At 68.6% G+C, this 19,648-nt stretch carries 18 protein-coding genes; 4 read left to right on the forward strand and 14 right to left on the reverse strand.

The genetic code is table 11. From position 1 onward, the window contains the following. Positions 1 to 19 precede the first annotated feature (19 nt). The 12 genes from ACN469_RS32505 to ACN469_RS32560 all read right to left on the reverse strand — a co-directional run bounded on the left by ACN469_RS32505 (position 20) and on the right by ACN469_RS32560 (position 14,746). Positions 20 to 469 carry a hypothetical protein gene (locus ACN469_RS32505; protein ID WP_498774283.1) on the reverse strand — a complete coding sequence of 150 codons (450 nt, stop codon included), beginning with the start codon at positions 467 to 469 and terminating at the stop codon, positions 20 to 22. Further along, entirely contained in the window at positions 466 to 1,704 is a 1,239-nt protein-coding gene (locus ACN469_RS32510) for a hypothetical protein (RefSeq protein ID WP_498774285.1), read from the reverse strand. The genes ACN469_RS32505 and ACN469_RS32510 overlap by 4 nt, the downstream gene beginning before the upstream one ends. Next, on the reverse strand, positions 1,701 to 2,294 hold the full coding sequence (locus ACN469_RS32515; RefSeq protein ID WP_498774287.1) for a c-type cytochrome: 594 nt from the start codon (positions 2,292 to 2,294) through the stop codon (positions 1,701 to 1,703). The genes ACN469_RS32510 and ACN469_RS32515 overlap by 4 nt, the downstream gene beginning before the upstream one ends. After that, on the reverse strand, positions 2,291 to 2,836 hold the full coding sequence (locus ACN469_RS32520) for a DUF3341 domain-containing protein (protein WP_141646858.1): 546 nt from the start codon (positions 2,834 to 2,836) through the stop codon (positions 2,291 to 2,293). The genes ACN469_RS32515 and ACN469_RS32520 overlap by 4 nt, the downstream gene beginning before the upstream one ends. Positions 2,837 to 2,840: 4 nt before the next feature. Further along, positions 2,841 to 4,244, reverse strand: a complete 1,404-nt coding sequence (gene nrfD, locus ACN469_RS32525) for an NrfD/PsrC family molybdoenzyme membrane anchor subunit (RefSeq protein ID WP_498774289.1) — start codon at positions 4,242 to 4,244, stop codon at positions 2,841 to 2,843. A 2-nt stretch (positions 4,245 to 4,246) separates the two neighbouring features. Then, positions 4,247 to 7,411 carry a TAT-variant-translocated molybdopterin oxidoreductase gene (locus ACN469_RS32530; RefSeq protein WP_498774311.1) on the reverse strand — a complete coding sequence of 1,055 codons (3,165 nt, stop codon included), beginning with the start codon at positions 7,409 to 7,411 and terminating at the stop codon, positions 4,247 to 4,249. Next, positions 7,408 to 8,070 carry a cytochrome c3 family protein gene (locus ACN469_RS32535; RefSeq protein WP_498774291.1) on the reverse strand — a complete coding sequence of 221 codons (663 nt, stop codon included), beginning with the start codon at positions 8,068 to 8,070 and terminating at the stop codon, positions 7,408 to 7,410. Before ACN469_RS32535 ends, ACN469_RS32530 begins: the two co-directional genes overlap by 4 nt. Positions 8,071 to 8,565: 495 nt before the next feature. Then, on the reverse strand, positions 8,566 to 8,931 hold the full coding sequence (locus tag ACN469_RS32540; RefSeq protein ID WP_498774293.1) for an HNH endonuclease: 366 nt from the start codon (positions 8,929 to 8,931) through the stop codon (positions 8,566 to 8,568). 1 nt (position 8,932) lies between these two features. Beyond that, positions 8,933 to 9,586, reverse strand: a complete 654-nt coding sequence (gene pdeM, locus ACN469_RS32545; RefSeq protein WP_498774295.1) for a ligase-associated DNA damage response endonuclease PdeM — start codon at positions 9,584 to 9,586, stop codon at positions 8,933 to 8,935. Continuing rightward, on the reverse strand, positions 9,556 to 11,979 hold the full coding sequence (locus ACN469_RS32550) for a ligase-associated DNA damage response DEXH box helicase (protein WP_498774313.1): 2,424 nt from the start codon (positions 11,977 to 11,979) through the stop codon (positions 9,556 to 9,558). Before ACN469_RS32550 ends, pdeM begins: the two co-directional genes overlap by 31 nt. A 142-nt stretch (positions 11,980 to 12,121) precedes the next feature. Beyond that, a complete protein-coding gene (locus ACN469_RS32555; RefSeq protein WP_498774297.1) occupies positions 12,122 to 13,717 on the reverse strand; it encodes an ATP-dependent DNA ligase in 1,596 nt (531 codons plus the stop codon). A gap of 3 nt (positions 13,718 to 13,720) precedes the next feature. Beyond that, positions 13,721 to 14,746 carry a ligase-associated DNA damage response exonuclease gene (locus ACN469_RS32560; protein WP_498774299.1) on the reverse strand — a complete coding sequence of 342 codons (1,026 nt, stop codon included), beginning with the start codon at positions 14,744 to 14,746 and terminating at the stop codon, positions 13,721 to 13,723. 309 nt (positions 14,747 to 15,055) lie between these two features. Between ACN469_RS32560 and ACN469_RS32565 the strand changes: the two genes are divergently transcribed. The 3 genes from ACN469_RS32565 to ACN469_RS32575 all read left to right on the forward strand — a co-directional run bounded on the left by ACN469_RS32565 (position 15,056) and on the right by ACN469_RS32575 (position 17,746). Then, entirely contained in the window at positions 15,056 to 16,546 is a 1,491-nt protein-coding gene (locus tag ACN469_RS32565) for an anthranilate synthase component I family protein (RefSeq protein ID WP_498774315.1), read from the forward strand. Next, positions 16,543 to 17,106 carry an anthranilate synthase component II gene (locus tag ACN469_RS32570; RefSeq protein WP_498774301.1) on the forward strand — a complete coding sequence of 188 codons (564 nt, stop codon included), beginning with the start codon at positions 16,543 to 16,545 and terminating at the stop codon, positions 17,104 to 17,106. Before ACN469_RS32565 ends, ACN469_RS32570 begins: the two co-directional genes overlap by 4 nt. A 160-nt stretch (positions 17,107 to 17,266) precedes the next feature. After that, positions 17,267 to 17,746, forward strand: coding sequence for a hypothetical protein (locus ACN469_RS32575; protein WP_498774303.1), 480 nt, complete (start codon positions 17,267 to 17,269; stop codon positions 17,744 to 17,746). A 21-nt stretch (positions 17,747 to 17,767) separates the two neighbouring features. Here ACN469_RS32575 and ACN469_RS32580 read toward each other — a convergent pair whose 3' ends face one another. Next, a complete protein-coding gene (locus ACN469_RS32580) occupies positions 17,768 to 18,364 on the reverse strand; it encodes a histidine phosphatase family protein (protein WP_498774305.1) in 597 nt (198 codons plus the stop codon). A 176-nt stretch (positions 18,365 to 18,540) separates the two neighbouring features. Here ACN469_RS32580 and ACN469_RS32585 point away from each other — a divergent pair, with 176 nt between their 5' ends. Next, a complete protein-coding gene (locus ACN469_RS32585) occupies positions 18,541 to 18,957 on the forward strand; it encodes a hypothetical protein (RefSeq protein WP_498774307.1) in 417 nt (138 codons plus the stop codon). A gap of 54 nt (positions 18,958 to 19,011) precedes the next feature. On the opposite strand, the gene trpA is transcribed toward ACN469_RS32585, so the two are convergent. Further along, on the reverse strand, positions 19,012 to 19,648 hold a 637-nt coding region (trpA, locus tag ACN469_RS32590), incomplete at its 5' end, for a tryptophan synthase subunit alpha (RefSeq protein WP_498774309.1).

The raw sequence follows: 19,648 nt of genomic DNA on the forward strand, positions 1-19,648 counted from the left end.
GCGAGGCAGGGAAGGGAAGCTACTGCTGAGGAGCCGGAGTGGGCTCAGGAGCGGGAGCGGGGGGGGCCGGGGGCGGGTTTCGGCTCTTGGAGATGACCGACTTCATCGCCTCGTTGATGGTGGGGTGCGCCTTGACGCCTGGCTGGTCACCCCAGCCGGCCTGCAGGGCCTGCTGCTGGCCGCCAATCTTCTCCTCGGCGTGCCAGTCCTGCTCGAACAGGCGCTGGTTGACGATGCCAATCTCGTACTGCTGCATCGCCGCCGGACGCGGAGGAGGACCGTCCGGCTGGGCCTCCTTCATGGTCCGCACCTGGATGGCGTACGCCCAGACGATGCCCACCGCGAAGATGACGAGCGAGCCGACGCCGATGCCCACCACCTTGCTCATCACGATGTGGTCTTCCTCGGCGGCCACACCGTGGGCGCCGACGATGACACGCGACTCGAGCTCAACCTGGGTCTTCTTCATGGCTGCACGTACCTCAGGGACTCCGCGATGTACGGGTCCTTCACCGGCATCGTGTAATTGCCGCGCGCGTTCTTGAGCGCGAAGCCCACCGCGATGCCACCCACGCCCACGAACGAAGCCAGGAGCGTCACGAGCGACAGCACGTCGAAGCTCGGGCCCTGGTTGCCCGTCAGCGCCGGCCAGATGAGCCAGTACATGTCCACCGCGTGGATGACCAGCAGGTAGACGGCGACCACTGACAGCCGGCGGGGCTGCAGCTTCAGATTCCGTGACAGCAGCACGAAGAACGGCAGCACGAAGTGGCCGAAGAACAGGGCGATGGACAACGGCTTCCACGCGCCGAAGATGCGCAGGCCGTACCAGGGCGCCTCTTCCGGGATGTTGGCGATCCACACCAGCATGAACTGGGAGAAGGCGATGTAGGCCCAGAACGCCGTGAAGGCCAGCATCAGCTTGCCCAGGTTGTGGAAGTGGGCCGGCGTCACCACGTTGCCGTAGAGGTCCTTGCCCCGGGCCAGGGTGCTGACGATGGTGAGGACGCAGAAGGCCGACAGGAAGCTGCCCGCGAAGTAGTAGACGCCGAACATGGTGGACTGCCACAGCGGCGTGAGGCTCATCAGCCAGTCGAAGGACGCGAAGGTGATGGTCAGCGCCAGCAACGGCAGGATGCCGGGGGCGAAGCGGCGCATGCGCACCGTGAGGTCCAGGCCTCCTTCCGTGTCCTGCTTCAGGCTCAGCCCGCGCAGCTTCCACGCCGCGAAAATCCAGACCGCGAAGTAGATGACGTGGCGGACGAGCGTGAACTTCCAGTTCAGGTAGCCGTGCTCCTTGTGCGACAGGTGCTCGGACTCCAGGCCGGTGATGGCGGCGCGCAGCGGCGAGCCCGGCCACCAGGGGTACAGGTAGCCCGCCATGAGAATCACGGGGATGATGAGCAGCACGAAGATGGGGATGACGGACGCGCCCGTCTCCATCGTGCGGCGCAGGACGATGAGCCACTTGGCCTTCGCCGTGTGGAAGATGGCCACCATGATGGTGAAGGCCACGCTGATGCCCACCCAGTAGGTGAAGGCGAGCAGGTAGCTGTGCGCGGCCGCGCCCTTGGCGTTGGTCAGGAAGAAGATGGCCAGGGTGGCCAGGATGCCCAGGGCGCCCACGGCGAACGCCGGCACCATCAGCTTCGGCGTGCCGGTGTAGCGCTCGAGATGAGCAGGGGCTTCGGCTGCGGGGGTCATCGGTTCTCCTGCGGGACGGGCTGCTGTCCGCCCGTACGGGTGTTGCGAGCTTCCTGGAGGGCTCGGACGTAGGCGACCACGGCCCAGCGCTCGCGCACGTCCAGCTCACCGGAGAAGGACGGCATCACGCCGTAGCCCTCGTTGATGGCCGTGTAGAAGTGACCCGCCGACTTGCTCTCCAGCTCCAGCAGGGACGGCGGCAGGCGCAGGGACATGTTCTCCGCGACGACGCTGTTGCCGTCTCCGAGCACTCCGTGGCACTGCGAACAGACGATGTTGTACTTCTTCTGACCCAGGGTCAGCAGGCCCTGGTCCACCGTCACGGGGATGGTGGCCACGGGCTGACCGTTGGCGCGGCCGCTGAGGGCCGTCTGCCGGGCGACGGGGTCCTTGAGCTCCGGCAGTTGCGCGAAGCGCTCGCGGGGCACCGTTCCGGCGGGGGGCGTGCGCATGGCACGGCCATCCGCCCAGAAATCAGAGGCCTCGTAGTACTCGTACTTGGCCTGGTGCTCCATGCGCTGGAGGAACTCCGAGGGGACGTCGCAGCCCGACAGGGCGACGAGTCCGGCGGCGGGGATGAGCCACCTCATTCCTTCTCTCCCGTGACGACGGTCACCTGGGTGGCACCCAGGGCCTTGAGCTGGTCAATGACGGCCGCGGCGTCCTGGCCCGTCGCGTGCGGCACGCTCAGCCAGAAGCCGTGCGTGGACGCGGTGCGGAAGGCGTCGGACTCGAAGACGGGGTGGTACGGCTGCGGCAGCCGGCTCAGCCCCAACAGGCCGAAGAAGATGCCGAACGCGGCGAACAGCACGCTCAGCTCGAACGTAATCGGCACCCACGCCGGCAGGGACAAGAGCGGACGACCGCCGATGTTCAGCGGGTAGTCGTACGTGTTCATCCAGGTCTGCATGGCGAGCGCCGTGGTCAGGCCCGTGAGCCCACCGCACAGCGCGATGAAGGGGACCTTCGAGGGGGGCAGACCCAGGGCCTCCGAGCCGCCGTGCAGCGGGTACGGAGAGTAGGTGTCCATCCCCTGGAAGCCCTTCTCCCGCATCTGACGGGTGGCATCCACGAGGACATCTGGCGTCTCGAACTCGGCCAGCACCCAGGAATCGAGGACAGTGGCTTCCATGACTCTAGTGCGCTCCGTGGGATTTCTGGTGGGCGGCGTGCTTGAGCTCCAACTGCAGCTCCTTCACTTCGCTGATGGCCACCGCGGGCACGAACTTCAAAAACAGCAGGAACAGGGTGCCGAACAGGCCCAGGGTGCCGATGTAGATGCACCAGTCCACCCACGTGGGGGCGTAGATGCCCCACGACGAAGGCAGGAAGTCCTGGCTCAGCGACGTCACGATGATGATGAAGCGCTCGCACCACATGCCGATGTTCACGGCGATGGAGGCCACCCACATGATGGGGATGCTGGTGCGGCACTTCTTGAACCAGAAGATGTTCGGCGTGACGACGTTGCACGTGATCATCAGCCAGTACACGCCGGCGTAGGGGCCCGTGGCGCGGTTCACGTAGAAGGTCCAGAACTCGAACTGGTTCTGCGAGTACCAGGCGACGAAGTGCTCCATCAAGTATCCGTAGGACACGAGGAGGCCCGTCGCGAGGATGACCTTGTTCATGTTCTCCAGGTGGCGGTCCGTAATCACGTCCCGCAGACCCAGGTACTTGCGTGCCGGGACGATGAGGGTGATGACCATCGCGAAGCCGCTGAACACGGCGCCGGCCACGAAGTAGGGCGGGAAGATGGTCGCGTGCCAGCCGGGCAGCAGGGACACCGCGAAGTCGAACGAAACGATGGTGTGCACCGAGACGACGAGCGGCGTGGAGAGGCCGGCCAGCAGCAGGTACGCGATCTTGTAGTTGTGCCAGTGCCGACCTGAGCCGCGCCAGCCGAGCGCGAACAGGCCGTAGATGGTGCGCTGCATCTTCGTCTTGGACGAGTCACGCAGCGCGGCCAGGTCCGGGATGAGACCCACGAACCAGAACAGCGCGGACACCGTGAGGTACGTGGAGATGGCGAACACGTCCCACACCAGCGGGGAGCGGAACTGCGGCCACGCGCCCAGGGTGCTGGGGTAGGGGAACAGCCAGAAGGCGAACCAGGGACGGCCGGTGTGCAGCAGCGGGAACAGACCCGCGCACATGACGGCGAACAGCGTCATGGCCTCCGCGAAGCGGTTGATGCTCGTGCGCCACTTCTGCTGGAAGAGCAGGAGGATGGCGGAGATGAGCGTACCGGCGTGGCCGATACCGACCCACCAGACGAAGTTGATGATGTCGAACGCCCAGCCGACCGGCTGGTTGTTGCCCCACACGCCGATGCCTCGGGCGAGCGTGTAGGTGACGCCGACGACGAGCAGACCCAGCGCGCTGAGCGTCAGGCCGAAGAGCATGAACCAGCCCTTGCCCGGCTTGCGCCAGACGTGGTCCAGCAGCGTCTCGTTGAGGGACTTGTCGTCGTGGTGCGGCGGGATGAGGTCCCGGGGCTCGAGCGGATCGAGCGGGGCGGTGGCGGCGGTCTCGGCCATGATTAGTGGCTCCCTTCGTTCGTCGCGGCCTTGGCCGGCTCGAGGGCGGTATTCGGGTTGCGCACGCGGATGAGGTGCGACGTGCGCGGACGCGTGCCCAGCTCGTGCAGGAGCTTGTAGGCGCGGACGTCCTCGGTCAGCTGGGTGACGAGCTGGTTCTCGTCGTTCAGGGAGCCGAAGACGATGGCCTGCGCGGCGCACGTCTGCTGGCACGCCGTCTTGAGGTCGGCTTCCTTGATGAGGTGCTTGTTGACGCGCGCGTCGATGCGGGCGCGCTCGATGCGCTGCACGCAGTACGTGCACTTCTCCATGACGCCGCGGTTGCGCACCGTGACGTCCGGGTTCATCAGCATCTTCTCGGTGGCCGTCTTCCCCGCGGTGTAGTGCAGGTAGTTGAAGCGGCGGACCTTGTACGGGCAGTTGTTGGAGCAATACCGCGTGCCGACGCAGCGGTTGTACACCATGTCGTTCAGGCCCTCGTCCGAGTGCACGGTGGCGTTCACCGGGCACACGTACTCGCAGGGGGCCTTCTCGCAGTGCACGCACATCACGGGCTGCATGACCATCTTCGGGTCGTTCTCGGGACCCTCGAAGTACCGGTCGATGCGCAGCCAGTTCATCTCACGGCTGCGGCCCACCTGCTCCTTGCCCACGACGGGGATGTTGTTCTCCGCCTGGCAGGCCACCACGCACGCGCTGCAGCCCGTGCAGCGGGACAGGTCGATGGCCATGCCCCACTTGTAGCCCTTGGAGTAGTCGAAATCGACGAGGTTGTCCTGGATGCCCTGCTTCAGCTCGCCCTTCACGCGGTGCAGGGTGTGCTGCGTCTCCGTGGAGGGGTGCTCCAGCTCGGAGATGGGCATGTCCAGCGCGATGGGGCGGTTCTCCATGCGCCAGTGCGTCTGCGTCAGGCTGAACTTGTAGCTGCCGCGCACCTTGGTGAGCGTGGCGCCGCCGTCGAACCAGGGGTTCTTGCTGGTGCGGATGGGGTTGACGTTGAAGCCCACGCCCTTGGCGACCTGCTCGTGCAGGCCGTTGCGGCCGTAGCCCAGGGCGATGGTCACCGTGTTGTCGGCATGGCCAGGAACCACCCACACCGGCACCGTCAGCTTCTGGCCGTTGTAGGTCAGCTCCGCCAGGTCGCCGGGGGCGAGGCTCAGCGCCTTCGCCGTGTCCGGGCCCAGCAGGGCGGCGTTGTCCCAGACCATCTTGGTGATGGGCTCGGGCAGCTCCTGCAGCCAGGAGTTGTTGGCGAAGCGGCCGTCGTAGACCTTGTAGTCGTTGACGAAGTTCAGCTCGAGGTCACCCGAGGCCGGGGGCGTGTAGCCCGACACCAGCGAGGCGGCGGCGCCGAAGTCCGGCGAGCCCGCGACGGGGTTGGACGCGGTGTTCTCGATGAAGCCCTGGGCCACCCAGGACTCCCAGCGGGCCTCGAAGTCGGCCGGGTTGGCCGTCTGGCCGCGCCAGTAGTCGCGCAGCAACTGGTAGGCGGGGCGGAAGGGCTCGTCCAGGAACATCGCGAGCAGCTCCGACTCCGGCATGCCGTTGAAGAGCGGCTGGATGAGCGGCTGGGCGATGGAGACGGTGCCCTCCACCGAGCGGCCGTCGCCCCACGTCTCCAGCGGGTGCGCCGCGGGGATGAACCAGTCGACGTGCGCGCTGGTCTCGTCCTCGTAGAGCGACGTGTAGAGGACGTTGAGCCTGGCGCGGCTGGGGTGGTCCTTGCTCAGCACCTTGCCCAGGCCCACGTCGTCCGGCAGCGTGAAGACGGGGTTGTAGGCGGTGATGACCAGCGTGTCGACGCGGCCGGCCTCGATGTCTTCGACGAGGGCGCGGACCTGCGACAGGCCCGTCGCCTCGGCGATGGGGGCCTGGATGTAGCGGACCGTCTTGTCGCCGTTGCCGAGCGCGTTGTTGATGGCGTGGGCCAGCGCGTGGACCGCGGCGGGCTGACGCTCGCCCGCGATGACCAGCGACCGGCCGGGGCCGGCGGCGCGCAGGTCGGCGGAGACCGCCTGCACCCAGTTGCCCAGCTCACCGCGCAGCGGCGACTTCGCGGCCGCGGTGCCGGCCAGGGAAGCGGCGCTGCCACCGATGGCCTGGGCCACCGCGGCGGCGAGGCCGAGGACCTCCTGCGACTTCATGCGCAGGCGGTGGTCCGCCATGCCGCCGGTGATGGAGAAGCGGGCCTCCGCCATGTACAGGCGGTTGAGCTTGCCCTTGCGCGGGTCGCGACGGTCCGCGAACTCGCGGATGTGGCGCAGGTTGCCCGGGCAGCTCTCCAGGAAGTCCGCGTCCAGCGACAGGACGACGTCCGCCTGGGAGAAGTCATACAGCGCGGCCACGTGCTGCCCGCCGAACAGGGTGCGCAGCGTGTCCGCCTGCGTGTCCTGGTTGGACGAGGCGCTGTGGAAGCGCGCGTTGGGCAGCTTCTTGATGATGTGGTTGCGCAGGTCGCTCGTCAGCGGCGAACCCACCGCCTCCGTGAGGAAGCGCACGCGCGAGCCACCGTTCTCCGTGGCGGACTTGCCGACCAGGGACGCGATGGTCTCGTGGAGCACGCGCTGGGCGCGGGGCGTCTTGCCCTGGCGCAGCACGCGCGCGCGGCTCGGGTCATAGAGCGACAGCAGCCACGCCTGCTCGAAGGTGCAGGCGGCGCCCTGGTTGACCGGGTGGTCCGGGTTGCCCTCGACCTTCACGGGGCGACCCTCGCGGGCGGTGATGAGCAGGCCGGAGGTGTGGCCGGACAGCGTCATCGCGGACGCGTAGTGCAGGGGGTTGCCGGGAGTCACTTCCGGCGGCGTCTTCGTGTACGGCAGCAGCTTCTCGTCCTGGGGACGGGTGCTGCAGGCCGTGGCGCCGGCCAGGGCCAGCGAGGCGCCGAGCAGCTGCATGAACTCGCGGCGCACGAAGCCCGAGGGGGGCAGGTCCGCGCCCACGGGGAACTCCGGGCGGGTCTCCTCCATGAACTCGGAGGTGCCGAGCTTCTCCTCGAGGCTGCGCCAGTACGACTGGCCGTAGCCGTGCTCGGCGGAGTTGGCGTTCGCTGCGGCGTGCTCCAGTGCCTCACCGACGGCGTCAGGCGCCGCGGCGGGCCGGTCCGAGACGACCGGGAGCGCGAAGGAAGAAGATTCCTGCGACGGGGCGCCGTCGCGCTTCGTGTTCATCGGTGGCATGTGGAGCAGCTCGTGCGCGAGTGGACGTCGTACTCTTGATGAAGCTTCTCGCCGAGCGCTGCGGCCTCGGCCTTGTCCGTCGGCGGAGTCCACGTCATCGACGTGATGAACTCCGGGGGCCGCAGGTGCGGCTTCGGATCACGGTGACACTCCAGACACCACGCCATGGTCAGCGGGGCGAACTGCTCCACCGCGCCCATCTGGTCAATGCGACCGTGGCAGCTGGCGCAACCCACGCCCTTGTTCACGTGGATGGCGTGATTGAAGTAGACGAAGTCCGGCAGGTTGTGGACGCGGACCCACTGGATGGGTGCGTCGGCGAAGAAGGCCTTGCGCACCTCGGTAAGGTACGGGCTCTTGTTCCACACCTGAGCGTGGCAGGACATGCACACGGTGGTGGACGGGATGCCCGCTGAGGGCGCCTTGTCCACACTCCAGTGGCAATACTGGCAGTCGATCTTCTCGTCCCCCGCATGGTGGCGGTGGTCGAATTCGATGGGCTGCTCGATGGGCATCTGCTGGTTCGTTACGTACGGAGACCGTACGTAAGCCATGAGGCCGCCGATACCGATGGCGGGCACGGCAAGAAGCGCCGCGGCGGACAGCCGAGACACCGTGTTCGTCCAGCGTGGAAACAGAGGGCCGCTCATACCAGGACCATGGGCAAGGGGGCTTCGACAACTGCGGTGACAGGAGAGGAGGAAGAGGCGGGGACGAGGCTGAACGCGAGGAGCGGCGGGGCGATCCCGGCCCCGACGGGTCGGGGGGGCGGCTCCAGGCGCGCGGAAAGCGAAGCAGTCACGTCCAACGAAACCTCTATGGATGTTGCCGCGGGCGGGTCCCTCCTCCTGTCCCAACCCAGCGCGGCGCGGGACCATCGACCATCGACACGGCAGTGTCAACCATTCTAAATGTTGTGGGGCCGTGGGATACCACTTCCTCGCGCGGAGGCGGGAAATCGCGGTCCGGAGGTGATGAATCTCTCTTCTGGCGGGAGGAAGGGACGTTGAGCCTCCACCCGTCCGCGATGGATCATCACGCGTGTTCGCGTGTCTCGGCGCGATGCTCACGCGAGGTATGAGCAGCCCTGCGCGCGGGTTCAGCTACCGACAGAGACAGCTCGTCGGCCCGGGCTCGCGACGGTGTCACTCGGAGTCCGCGCCATCCGGCTCCCGCCAGCGTTGTTTGCGGCGGGCGAGCAGCTTCTCCACCAGCTCGCGGACCCTCGGGTCCCGGTGATAGTGGGGGTCATGTCGGCTGCCCTTGCCCTGGTTGCAGCGGGCGCAGGCCAGGCCCAGGTTCTCCGGCGCGTCGGTTCCTCCGGCGGTTCGCGGGAGGATGTGCTCGATGGTGGCCCGGCTGATGGGCTCGCCATCCAGACCCACCACCAGATGCGCGTTGCAGTGCAGGCACTTCCCCAGCCAGGCCTCGCGCCCCCGGTGCTCGGTGCGCTCGAACGTCGTGTCCGTGGCGATGATGCCCAGGACCTTGCGGCGCTTGGAGTCGCTCATCCTACACCTCGACCACGGAAGGTCCGGCGAGGGCGAAGACGCGCTCCCCGGGGCGGCGCGGCATGTCGAATCCACCGGTGAAGGCGCTGAAGGCCGGGAGCACGCCCACCCCGGGCCCCAGATGGAAGCATGGAAGACGGAGGCGGTCCCCACCAGCAGACAGCCTCACGGTGGGGTGGAGATGACCGGCCCAGACGTAGCGGCCTGTCACGGGCGTGGGGTGGTGGGCGAAGCGGAAGGGGCCCTCGTCCAGGTGGGACTCGTGGACGTCCAGCCGCCACTCCGCGGGCAGGGGCCCCGCACGGAGGTCATGGTTGCCCCGGACCAGCACCAGCTCCACCTCGGCATGAGAGGCGCGCCAGTCCGCGAGCCTCCGGATGAGCGCGGGGGTGAGACCTTCCCGGGAGTGGACGAGGTCGCCCAGGACGAGCAGCCGACGGGCGCCCGTGGTGGCGAGCGCCGAGGACAGGCGGGCGAGGTCGTCCTCCAGCACCCCTAGTGGGAGGGGGATGCCGTGCTGCTGGAAGCTCTCCGTCTTGCCCCAGTGCAGGTCGGCCACCGCGAGTGTGCGGGCCTCGGGCCAGTGCAGGGCCCGCTCCGGGAGGAGCTCCAGCGGGGTGCCGCCTACGCGGACCTGGCATCGTCTCGCGTCCATCGCTCCTTCATTCGCTCCACCCGCTCCAGCAGGGACTCATTGGAGAGGCTGGCGCTGATGCGCTCGACGACGAGCGGGAAGGCCAGTGGCGTGGGCCTCCGGACATGGAGCAGTTCGAGGGGGCTCGACTCCATGCGCTCCAGCGCGCGCTCCAGGCGGCCCTGCTCGAACTGTTGCTCCAGCACCTCGCGGCGGGCCTGGGTGAGCAGCAGGTGTCCCGGGTCATAGCGGGCGAAGACATCATGGAGGAGGGCGGCGCTGGTCTGGACCTGCCGCGTGGACTTGCGGGCCCCGGGGAGCCCGGGCAGCACCAGCCCCGCCACGCGGGCGATGTCGCGGAACTGGCGCTTCGTCAGCTCGCCCACGTTGACGCTCTCGAGCACGTCCTCCACCAGGTGCTCGCGCGTGAAGAGGTGGGGGCGCAGCGCCTCCTCGAAGGGATAGGGGGCGGGGGTGAGCAGCTCCAGGCCGTAGTCATTCACTGACACGTTGAAGGTGGCCTTCTGGAGCCGCGTCAGGCGCAGGGCGAGCAGGGCCGCGAGTCCCTCGTGCACCCGTCGTCCTTCAAAGGGATAGAGGAAGAGGTGGTGCCCGTCGCGTGTGTGGCACAGCTCCGCGAGCAGCGCGCCCGAGGAGGGGATGCGAGACATCCGCTCCTGTGCTTCCAGAATGGGCCACGCGGCGGCGAGCTCGTCGGAGGTGACGTCGCCGTGGCGCGCGGAGTCGAGTGTGCGGCGCACGGCGGCGGCCAGGGACGTGGACAGCGGCAGGCGACTGCCACCCCAGCGCGGGGTTTGAGTCACCTTCGACTTCGCGGGCCGCACATAAGCGGTGAGCCCCTGGAGCCGGCCGAGCTCGAGCTTCTTGCCGGCGAACAGGAACGTATCTCCTGGCCGAAGCCGGCTGACATAGGACTCCTCCACGCTGCCCAGCCGTCCTCCGCTCCAGTAGCGCAGCTCCACTACCGCATCGGAGGTGATGGTGCCGATGTTGAGTCGGTGCAGTCGGGCGACGCGGGCGTTCTTCACGACGAAGCGGCCCTCGTGCTCCTCCACGCGGCGGAACTCCGGGTAGGCCGTCAGCGTCGGGCCACCTTCGTGCACCAGGGTGAGCGTCCAGTCGAACTCCTCGTCCGTGAGGTCCGCATAGGCCGCCGCGCCGCGCACCTCGTCGAGCAGGGCCTCTCGGGTGAAGCCTCCTCCGAGCGCGCACGTCACCAGGTGCTGGGCCAGCACGTCCAAGGGCTTGCCAGGCGGTACACGCGGCTCGACTTCCTTCCGCGCGAGCGCGTCGCGGGCGGCGGCCATCTCCACCAATTCCAGCGCGTGCGTGGGGACGAAGAGGATGTTGCACGTGGCCTCGGGACGGTGGGCGCCTCGGCCCGCGCGCTGGAGCGTCCGGCCGATGCCCTTGGGGCTGCCCACTTGCAGCACGCGCTCCACGGGGCCGAAGTCCACGCCCAGGTCCAGCGACGACGTGCACACGACGATGCGCAGCGAGCCGTCCTTGAGTCCTCGCTCCACGCGCTCCCGCTCGTCACGGTCGATGGAGCCGTGGTGTAACGCGAGCAGGTGTTCCCACTCCGGACGCGCGAAGCGCAGGCCCTCGAACCATCGCTCCGCTTGAGAGCGCGTGTTGGTGAAGATGAGCGTCGACTTCGCCGGGTCCAGCCTCGCGGCCACGCGGGCCAGCATGGAGAAGCCCAGGTGCCCCGCCCAGGGAAACGTGTCCACCTGGTCCGGCAGCAGTGTCTCCACGTCCACCGGGCGCTCCAGGTCCGCGCTGACGAGCGTGGGGCGCGCGCTGGTGCCGACGACATGCCGCGCGGCTTCCTCCAGGTTGGCGAGCGTGGCGGACAGTGCCCAGGTGCGCATGCGCGGCGCGAAGCCTCGCAAGCGGGCGAGGGCGAGCTCCGTCTGCGTGCCCCGCTTGGAGCCGAGCAGCTCATGCCACTCGTCCACGATGACGGCGCGCAGTGAGGAGAACAGCTCCGGTGCGCGCTCGTTCGACAGCATCACCGAGAGCGACTCCGGCGTGGTGATGAGCACTTCGGGAAGTCGCTGCCGTTGTCGCTGTCGCACCGAGGATGAGGTGTCTCCGGTGCGACTCTCCACGTCGAGGTCCGTATCGAGCACGCTCAGTGGCTCGCGAAGGGCCTGCTCCACGTCGCGTGACACCGCGCGCAGGGGCGTCACGTAGAGAATCTGGAGGCCCTTCTCGCCGTGCTCGGCCACCTCCGCCAGCGGCGCGAGATAGGCGGCGTAGGTCTTCCCCGCGCCCGTGGGGACATGGATGAGCCCGCTGTCCCCGCGTGCATAGGCGGCCCAGGCTTCTTCCTGGAAGGCGTAGGGAGTCCAGCCCTTCGAGGTGAACCAGCCCCGAAGTTGTTCCATCGGTGGGGCGCTCGTCGTGGGCACCGCCTGGCGTGGCTTCTCTCGCTTCTTCCTCCTGCGTGGGTTCTCGGACGTCGATGCCGCCGGGGCCCCGTGGAGTGCCTTCTTCTTCGCCTGGAGCTGGGCTCGCAGCGAGGGCGACCTACGCGCCGGCATGGAGCAGCTCCTTGAGCGAGTCCAGGGAGTCGGCGTCCCGCGGCTTCTTGTCCGTGCGCCAGCGGGCGATGCGAGGGAAGCGCAGCGCGACGCCCGACTTGTGACGCGGTGACTTCTGGATGCCCTCGAAGTGCAGCTCGAAGACCTGCTCGGGCTCCACCGAGCGCACCGGTCCGAACTTCTCGCGTGTGTGCGCGCGAATCCACCGGTCCAGTCGGCCAATCTCCTCGTCCGTGAGGCCCGAGTACGCCTTCGTCACCGGCAGCAGGTCCGTCCCGTTCCACACGGCGAAGGTGTAGTCGGTGTACAGCGAGGAGCGCCGGCCATGTCCCGGATGCGCGTAGAGCAGCACCGCGTCCACCGTGAACGGGTCGATCTTCCATTTCCACCAGTCGCCGCGCTTGCGCCCCGTGAGGTACGGGGAAGTCGCGCGCTTGAGCATGAAGCCCTCGACGTTGCGCTCACGTGCCTCGCTTCGCGTGTGCGCCAGGGACTCCCACGAGGGTGCTTCCACGGCGGGGGACAGCGGGAAGGTGGGGTGGTGCTTCAGCAGCGCGGCCAGTCGCTCGCGGCGCTCGCGCAGCGGCAGCGGACGCAAGTCTTGCCCGTCCTGCTCCAGCAAGTCGTACGCGATGAACGCGGCGGGGGCCTCCGCGAGCACCTTGGGCGTCAGCTTCTGACGACCGATGCGACGCTGGAGGCGGGCGAAGGGCAGGGGCTTGCCGTCCTCGTACGCCAACACTTCTCCGTCCAGCACCGTGCCTTCGGGCAGGGCCTTCGCCGCGTCGGTGATTTCGGGGAAGCGGTCGGTGATGAGCTCCTCGCCCCGACTCCACAAATAGACGTCGCCCTTCCGGTGGAGGAGCTGGCCCCGGATGCCGTCCCACTTCCATTCGACCAACCACTCCGAGAGGTCGCCCAGGGCCTCCGGCGGCTGCTCCAGTGGAGACGCCAGGTAGAACGGATACGGGCGTGAGTGCTCCGCATCGGAGACCTCTGGCGAGACGAGCTGCTGGAAGAACTCCTTCGAGGGAGTCCACGTCCCCATCAACCGGTGCGCGACGTCCGGCGCGGGAAGTCCCGCCACCTTCGCGAGGGCGCGGACCACCAGCGTGGAGGAGACGCCCACGCGCAGCTCGCCGGTGAGCATCTTGTTCAGCAGGAAGACCTCTCGCCGAGGCATGGAGCGCCACCAGGACACCACCTGCTCGCGCTGCTCCGTCGCATCCAGCTCGCGCAAGGGCAGCAGTCGCTGGGTGAGCCACTGCGACAGGGGCAGCTCCTCCGGTGCGCTCGGCCGTTCCAGGTTGTCCAGCAGCAGGGAGATGACTTCCGCCAGGTCCCCCACGGAGGCGTACACCTCCGCGAAGAGCCAGTCGGGAATGTGCGTCAGCTCCTGCGTCCACCCCACCAGCAACTTCGTGGTGAGCAGTCGCTTCAGCTTCTGTCCCGTGAGGAAGTACAGCGCCCACGCGGCGTCCTCGGGCGGGGCCTCCTGGAAGTAGCGTGTGAGGGCTTCCACCTTCGCGTTGGTGGAGGTGGTCTGGTCCAGGCGCTCGTACAGGTCCGCGAGTCGTCGCATGGGTCAATCCTCCGCCTCGTCCTCGAACTGCGTGGCCAGCGGGGAGGCATCCACGCCTTGCTCTCGGAGGTAGCGCGCGAGGGGCTCCGCGGAGCCATGCGTGGTGAGCACCCGCTCCGCTCCCGTGTCAGTCACCGTGCGCAGCAGGTCGGGCCAGTCCGCGTGGTCCGACAGCACGAAGCCCCGGTCGAAGCCACGCCGCCGTCGGTTGCCGCGCACTCGCATCCAGCCCGAGGCGAAGCCCGTCTCCGCTTCGCCGAAGCGTCGCATCCAGGTGGACCCGCCCGCGCTCGGCGGCGCCAGCACCAGCGCGCCCGCGAACGACGTGCCCTTCTCCACCTCCGACACGAGCTGCGTGGGCAGCATCTTCACGCCCGCGTCCCGGTACACCTCCACCAGACCCTGCATCGCGCCGTGGACGAAGACAGGCCGGTCCGTCAGTCGCGCCAGCTCCGCCAGGATGCGCTGGGCCTTGCCCAGGGCGTAGCAGAACAGCACCGCTGAGCGGCCCACCGCGCGATTCGCGTCCCACCACCTCAGCATGTCCTCCGCCACTTCGCGCGCGTCGTCCCAGCGGAAGATGGGGAGGCCGAACGTCGCCTCGGTGATGAACGTGTGGCAGCGCACCACCTCGAACGGCGCGCACGTCGGGTCCGCCGCGCGCTTGTAGTCGCCGGAGATGACCCACACCTCGCCCCGGTGCTCGACGCGGAGTTGCGCGCTGCCCAGCACGTGGCCCGCTGGATGGAAGCTCACGGTGACGTCGTTGAGCTTCAGCGGCTCGCCATACTCCAGGGAATCGATGTGCGAGTCGGCGCCCACGCGACGTCGCAGCAGACCCTCGCCCGCTCGGGTGCCCAGGTAACGCTGGTGGCCCGAGCGCGCGTGGTCCCCATGCGCATGGGTGATGAGCGCCCGTTCCACCGGGCGCCAAGGGTCGATGTGGAAACCTCCAGGCTCACAATAGAGCCCGTGCGGCGTCACCGTGATGAGCGGCCTTCGAGCCTGGAAGGAGACGGAGGCGTCCACAGTCCTTCAGAAATAACGAGGGCTTCCGGGGACGACCACCCAGGTGCGCGGGCCTCTCACCCACCCTGGTCCCTGGGATGGTCGCCAGCCGCCCGGCCATCACTCCCAGCCTTGACGGCATCCCCGGGAATGACAGGCGAGGGCGCACCGATGGTCCTCGCCGGGACACGTCCGCCGCGCTACACCGAGGACCCCGCTGTGGGAGTGCGGCGCGCGCGCTGGAAGGTCGCGCGGAGCCATCACCTGGAGCGGGGTCCCCAGCCGTCTTGGGGACGGAGATAATGCGGTAGCGGGGGAGAGGTCATGACCATGGATGCACAGGAGCGGAAGGCGGCCTACCGCCAGCGCGCGGAGCAGGGCGAGGCAGTGCCGGTCTCGGTGGAGTTGCCGGCGGACCTCGACACGCCGCTGTCGGCGTATCTGAAGCTGGGTGGAGGCTCGCGCGGCTTCATCCTCGAGTCGTGCTACGGCGGCGAGCGCTTCGGGCGCTACAGCCACGTGGGCACCCACGCCGCGGGTCGCGTGCGCCTGGACGCGCACGGCGCCACTGTGTGGCGTGGCTCGCGCGAGGAGCGACGCGACGGCAAGCCGATGGACGTGCTGCGCTCCCTGTGGCGGGAGCTCGCCGTGGCCCGGCTCCCCGGTGAGGCGCCGTTCCTCGGCGGACTCGTGGGGTACATGGGTTACAACTGTGTCTCGTGGATGGAGCCCACCGTTCCGGACCGGCACCCGCGCGACACGTCCTTCCCCGACTCCGAGTGGCTCATCTCCGAGGACTTCGTCACCCACGACTCGCGCACGGGGACGCTAAAGGTCACCGCCATCGCTCGCCCCTCGCTCCACGCGAGCGTGGCTGTCGCGCTGAAGGACGCGGAGGACCGCGCGCAGGCCATGGCCGAGCGGCTCCTCAAGCCGCTGCCGCAGGATGCCCATGCGCCGTCGCCGCGCATGAAGGGGGAGAGCCCCGTGGCCTGCTGGGACCGTGCTGGCTACGAGGCCGCGGTGGAGCGCTCCAAGGAATACATCCGCGCGGGTGACATCTTCCAGGTGGTGCTCGCCCGTCGCTTCGAGTCGCGAGGTGCGCCGCCTCCCTTGTCGCTCTACCGCGCGCTGCGACGCGTGAATCCCTCGCCGTACCTGTTCCTGGTGGAGCTGGGCGAGGCCCGCGCGTTGGTGGGTGCGTCGCCGGAGCTGCTGGTGCAGGTGCGAGATGGCGACGTGGTGGTGCGGCCCATCGCCGGCACGCGTCGACGTGGAGCGTCCGAGGCGGAGGACCTGGCGCTGGAGAAGGAACTGCTCGCGGACGAGAAGGAGCGCGCCGAGCACATCATGCTGGTGGACCTGGGCCGCAATGACGTGGGCCGCGTGGCGGCGCCGGGCTCGGTGCGCGTGGAGGACCTGATGGTCATCGAGCGCTACAGCCACGTGATGCACATCGTCTCTCAGGTGCGCGGGAAGCTGGACTCGAAGTTCGACGCGCTCGATGCGCTGGCCAGCACCTTCCCCGCGGGCACCGTCTCGGGTGCGCCGAAGATTCGCGCGATGCAGATCATCGACGAGCTGGAGGTGCAGCGGCGCGGGCCGTACTCGGGCGCGGTGGGCTACCTGTCCTTCTGCGGCACGCTGGACGTGGCCATCGCCCTCCGCACCTTCTTCGTCGATGGAGACCGGACCATGTGGACCGCGGGCGCGGGACTGGTGGCGGACTCGGTGCCGTCGAAGGAAGCCGACGAGACAGAGGCCAAGGCGGGTGCCATGGCCGCCGCGCTCCGGCTCGCTCGCGAGGGAGGTGGCCGATGATTCTCGTCATCGACAACTACGACTCGTTCACCTTCAACCTCGTCCAGCTCTTCTACACGCTGGGCGCCGAGGTGAAGGTGGTGCGCAATGACACGCTCGCCGTCGCGGACGTCGCGGCCCAGGGAGCCTCGCACCTGGTGATTTCACCAGGCCCCTGCACGCCGCACGAAGCCGGCATCAGCGTGGCCGCGATTGCCCAGTCCCGCGTGCCGGTGCTCGGCGTGTGCCTGGGACATCAGTCCATTGGCGCGGCCTTCGGCGGCAAGGTGATACGCGCTCCGGAGCCGGTGCACGGCAAGTCCGCGCGCATCCAACACGGAGGCTCGGGCGTCTTCACGGGTGCGAGCCAGGGCTTCCAGGCCGCGCGCTACCACTCGCTCATCGTGGAGGCGTCCTCGCTGCCACCGGAGCTGGAGGCCATCGCGTGGAGCCAGGACGGGCTCATCATGGCGCTGCGCCACCGCGAGAAGCCCGTGGTGGGTTTTCAGTTCCACCCCGAAAGCGTGCTGACCCCCGAGGGGCCCACCCTGGTGAAGAACTTCCTGGAAGGGCGCCTCTAAAAGGGAATCACCCTGCGGGGCTGGGTCATTGTCATGTGAAGGGCGCTGTCTGGATTCCGACGAAGCCGGGCGTCGGATGGTGGAAACCCGCACGCATAGCATCGCTCCCCTTCCGGCGACCGAGGCCCCATCCAGGGGTCGGCACCGGAAGGGAGCCCCGATGAGAACTCGAAACGCGGTGTTGCGTGGTCTTGCGGCGGTGTTCGGCGCGCTGATGCTGGGCGCGTGCGGTGGCGTGTCATCCGCTGAAGGTGGCGAGGGCGTGCCGATGGAGGAAATGGAGCTGACCACGGTGGATTCGGCGCTGGGCATGTGCCCGGGCTACGACTCCTGCGCGAACTGGTCGCCCTGGTACGCCACGGGTGGGAGCTATTGCGGCGCCAGCTCCTCCTGCGGCATGCGCTGGGTCTGCGAGGAGGACCCCTGGGGCTGTCCGAACGGCGTCGCCGCCGAGGCGCCTCCCGCGAAGGAGGGCGAGGACCTGCTGCCCCCGTGTTGTGGCGTCCTCTATCGCGAGCCCCTGCCCGCGCTCATCGGCTCCCAGGAGCGCTACCGCGTCTGCTTCAACCCGGCCGGTGCCTCGTGCACGGACTACGAGCAGACCAGCAGTGGCTCCGTGTTGAGCTGCGGCGACTGCTGAGCCCGCGCCGCGTGGTGTGGCTCACCCCTTGAGGTGGGTGGTGTCGTTCCAGCCGGCGAGCGCCGGCTGGGCGGCATCTCCGTCGGAGCCGAGCACGCTGATGGAGCCGGTGCTCAAGAGGAACAGGCGGCCGTCCTCGGGCGGGAGGCCCAGCCACCGCGAGGCGAGCACCCGCAGGAAGTGCCCGTGGGAGAAGATGAGGATGTCTCCCTTCTCCTCGCGGGCGTCGGCGATGACGCGGTCCGCGCGAGCGCCCACTTGCCGCGCCGTCTCGCCGTGGGGCACGCCGTCCTTCCACAGCGTCCAGCCGGGATGCTCCACGCGAATCTCCGCGCTGGTGTGGCCCTCGTGGTCGCCGTAGTCCCACTCCATCAGGTCATCGCGCCGTTGCGCCGCGTCGCCATAGCCGGCGAGCGCGCAGGTCTCGAAGGCCCGGCTCAGGGGGCTGCTCCACACCTGGGCGAAAGTCCATGCGCGCAGCGGTGAGCCGAGCAGCGCCGCCATCTTCCGGCCATCCTCCAGCAGCGGGACGTCCGTGCGTCCCGTGTGCTGGCCACTGCGGCTCCATGCCGTCTCACCGTGACGGACGAGCACCACCTGGGGGCCACGCGTTTTCATTGGCTGGATTGTGCCATCCACCCCGTGCCAGGCGCGCGCTCCCTGTCTCGCGAGACGTCGAGTGGACAGTCCTCGTGTCATCCGGTCCGCTGTCCAACGACACACGCGCGAGGCTTGAACCCGTGCGTCGTCCACTACACCCTGGGGTGATTCACCGCCTCCATGAGGAGTCACGCATGCGCCATCTCCGCCCTTTGCCCCACGCCTCCACCGTCCTCGCGTTGCTGCTGGCTTCGACGCTGGCACTGCCGGGACATGCGCAGGCTCCAGCAGGGAAGGGGGCCAGCACGGACGGCACGATGTTGCTGACCATCTTCATGAAGCACGACCAGGGGAAGACGCTGGAGGAGATCAACGCGCACCTGGACCGCACGGGCTTCCGCAAGAGCTTCCCGCCGCCCGGCGTGGAGGTGGTGTCCTGGTACGTGATGATGGGCGTGGGACAGGTCGTCACCGTGCGCCTTCCTCCCGAGAAGCTGCGCGAGGTGAACCTCGCGTTCGAGAAGGGCGCGTGGGGCGCGTTCCGCACGGAGTTCTATCCGACGTATGACTATCGGGCCATCTGGGAGAAGGCTCGCACGGCGGCGCCGTGAGGTGAGCCGGTACGAGGAAGGCCGTGCGCGCCGTCCTCCCTCGTACCCGAGTGCTCAGCGCTTCAGGCCACGCTTGATTTCAGCGCAGAGTGCCTTCGCGGCCTGCGGCCCGTCGGTGTGCGCGGCGCGAACGAGGGCGCTGCCCACCACCACGCCGTCCGCATGCGCCGACAACGTCCGCGCCTGCTCCGCGCTGGAGATGCCGAACCCCGCCACTACTGGCACTGGCGACGCGTTGCGCACCAGGTCCAACCGCTGCGACAGGTCCGGCGGCAGCTCCGCGCGCATGCCCGTCACGCCGGCCACCGACACGCAGTACACGAAGCCGCGCGCGTCCTTCGCGATGGCCTCCGCGCGTGCTCGTGGCGTGGTGGGCGCGCACAGCGGAATCAGGTCCACGCCCGCCGCGTCGAACGTGGCGCGCAGGCTTCCGCTCTCCTCGGGAGGCAGGTCCGGAAGAATCGCGCCTGACACGCCGCGCTCACGCGCCAGCTTCGCGAAGCGCTCCTCGCCCATCGCCATGATGACGTTCACGTACGTCATAATGACCAGCGGCGTCTCCGGGCAGCGCCGACGCACCTCCGGCACCACTTCCTCCAGCACGCGCTTCAGCGTCGAGCCCGCCTTCAGCGCGCGCTCCGAGGCTCCCTGGATGACAGGCCCGTCGGCTATGGGGTCGCTGAACGCCACG

The organism is Corallococcus terminator (assembly GCF_049194865.1).
Taxonomy (GTDB): domain Bacteria; phylum Myxococcota; class Myxococcia; order Myxococcales; family Myxococcaceae; genus Myxococcus; species Myxococcus terminator_A.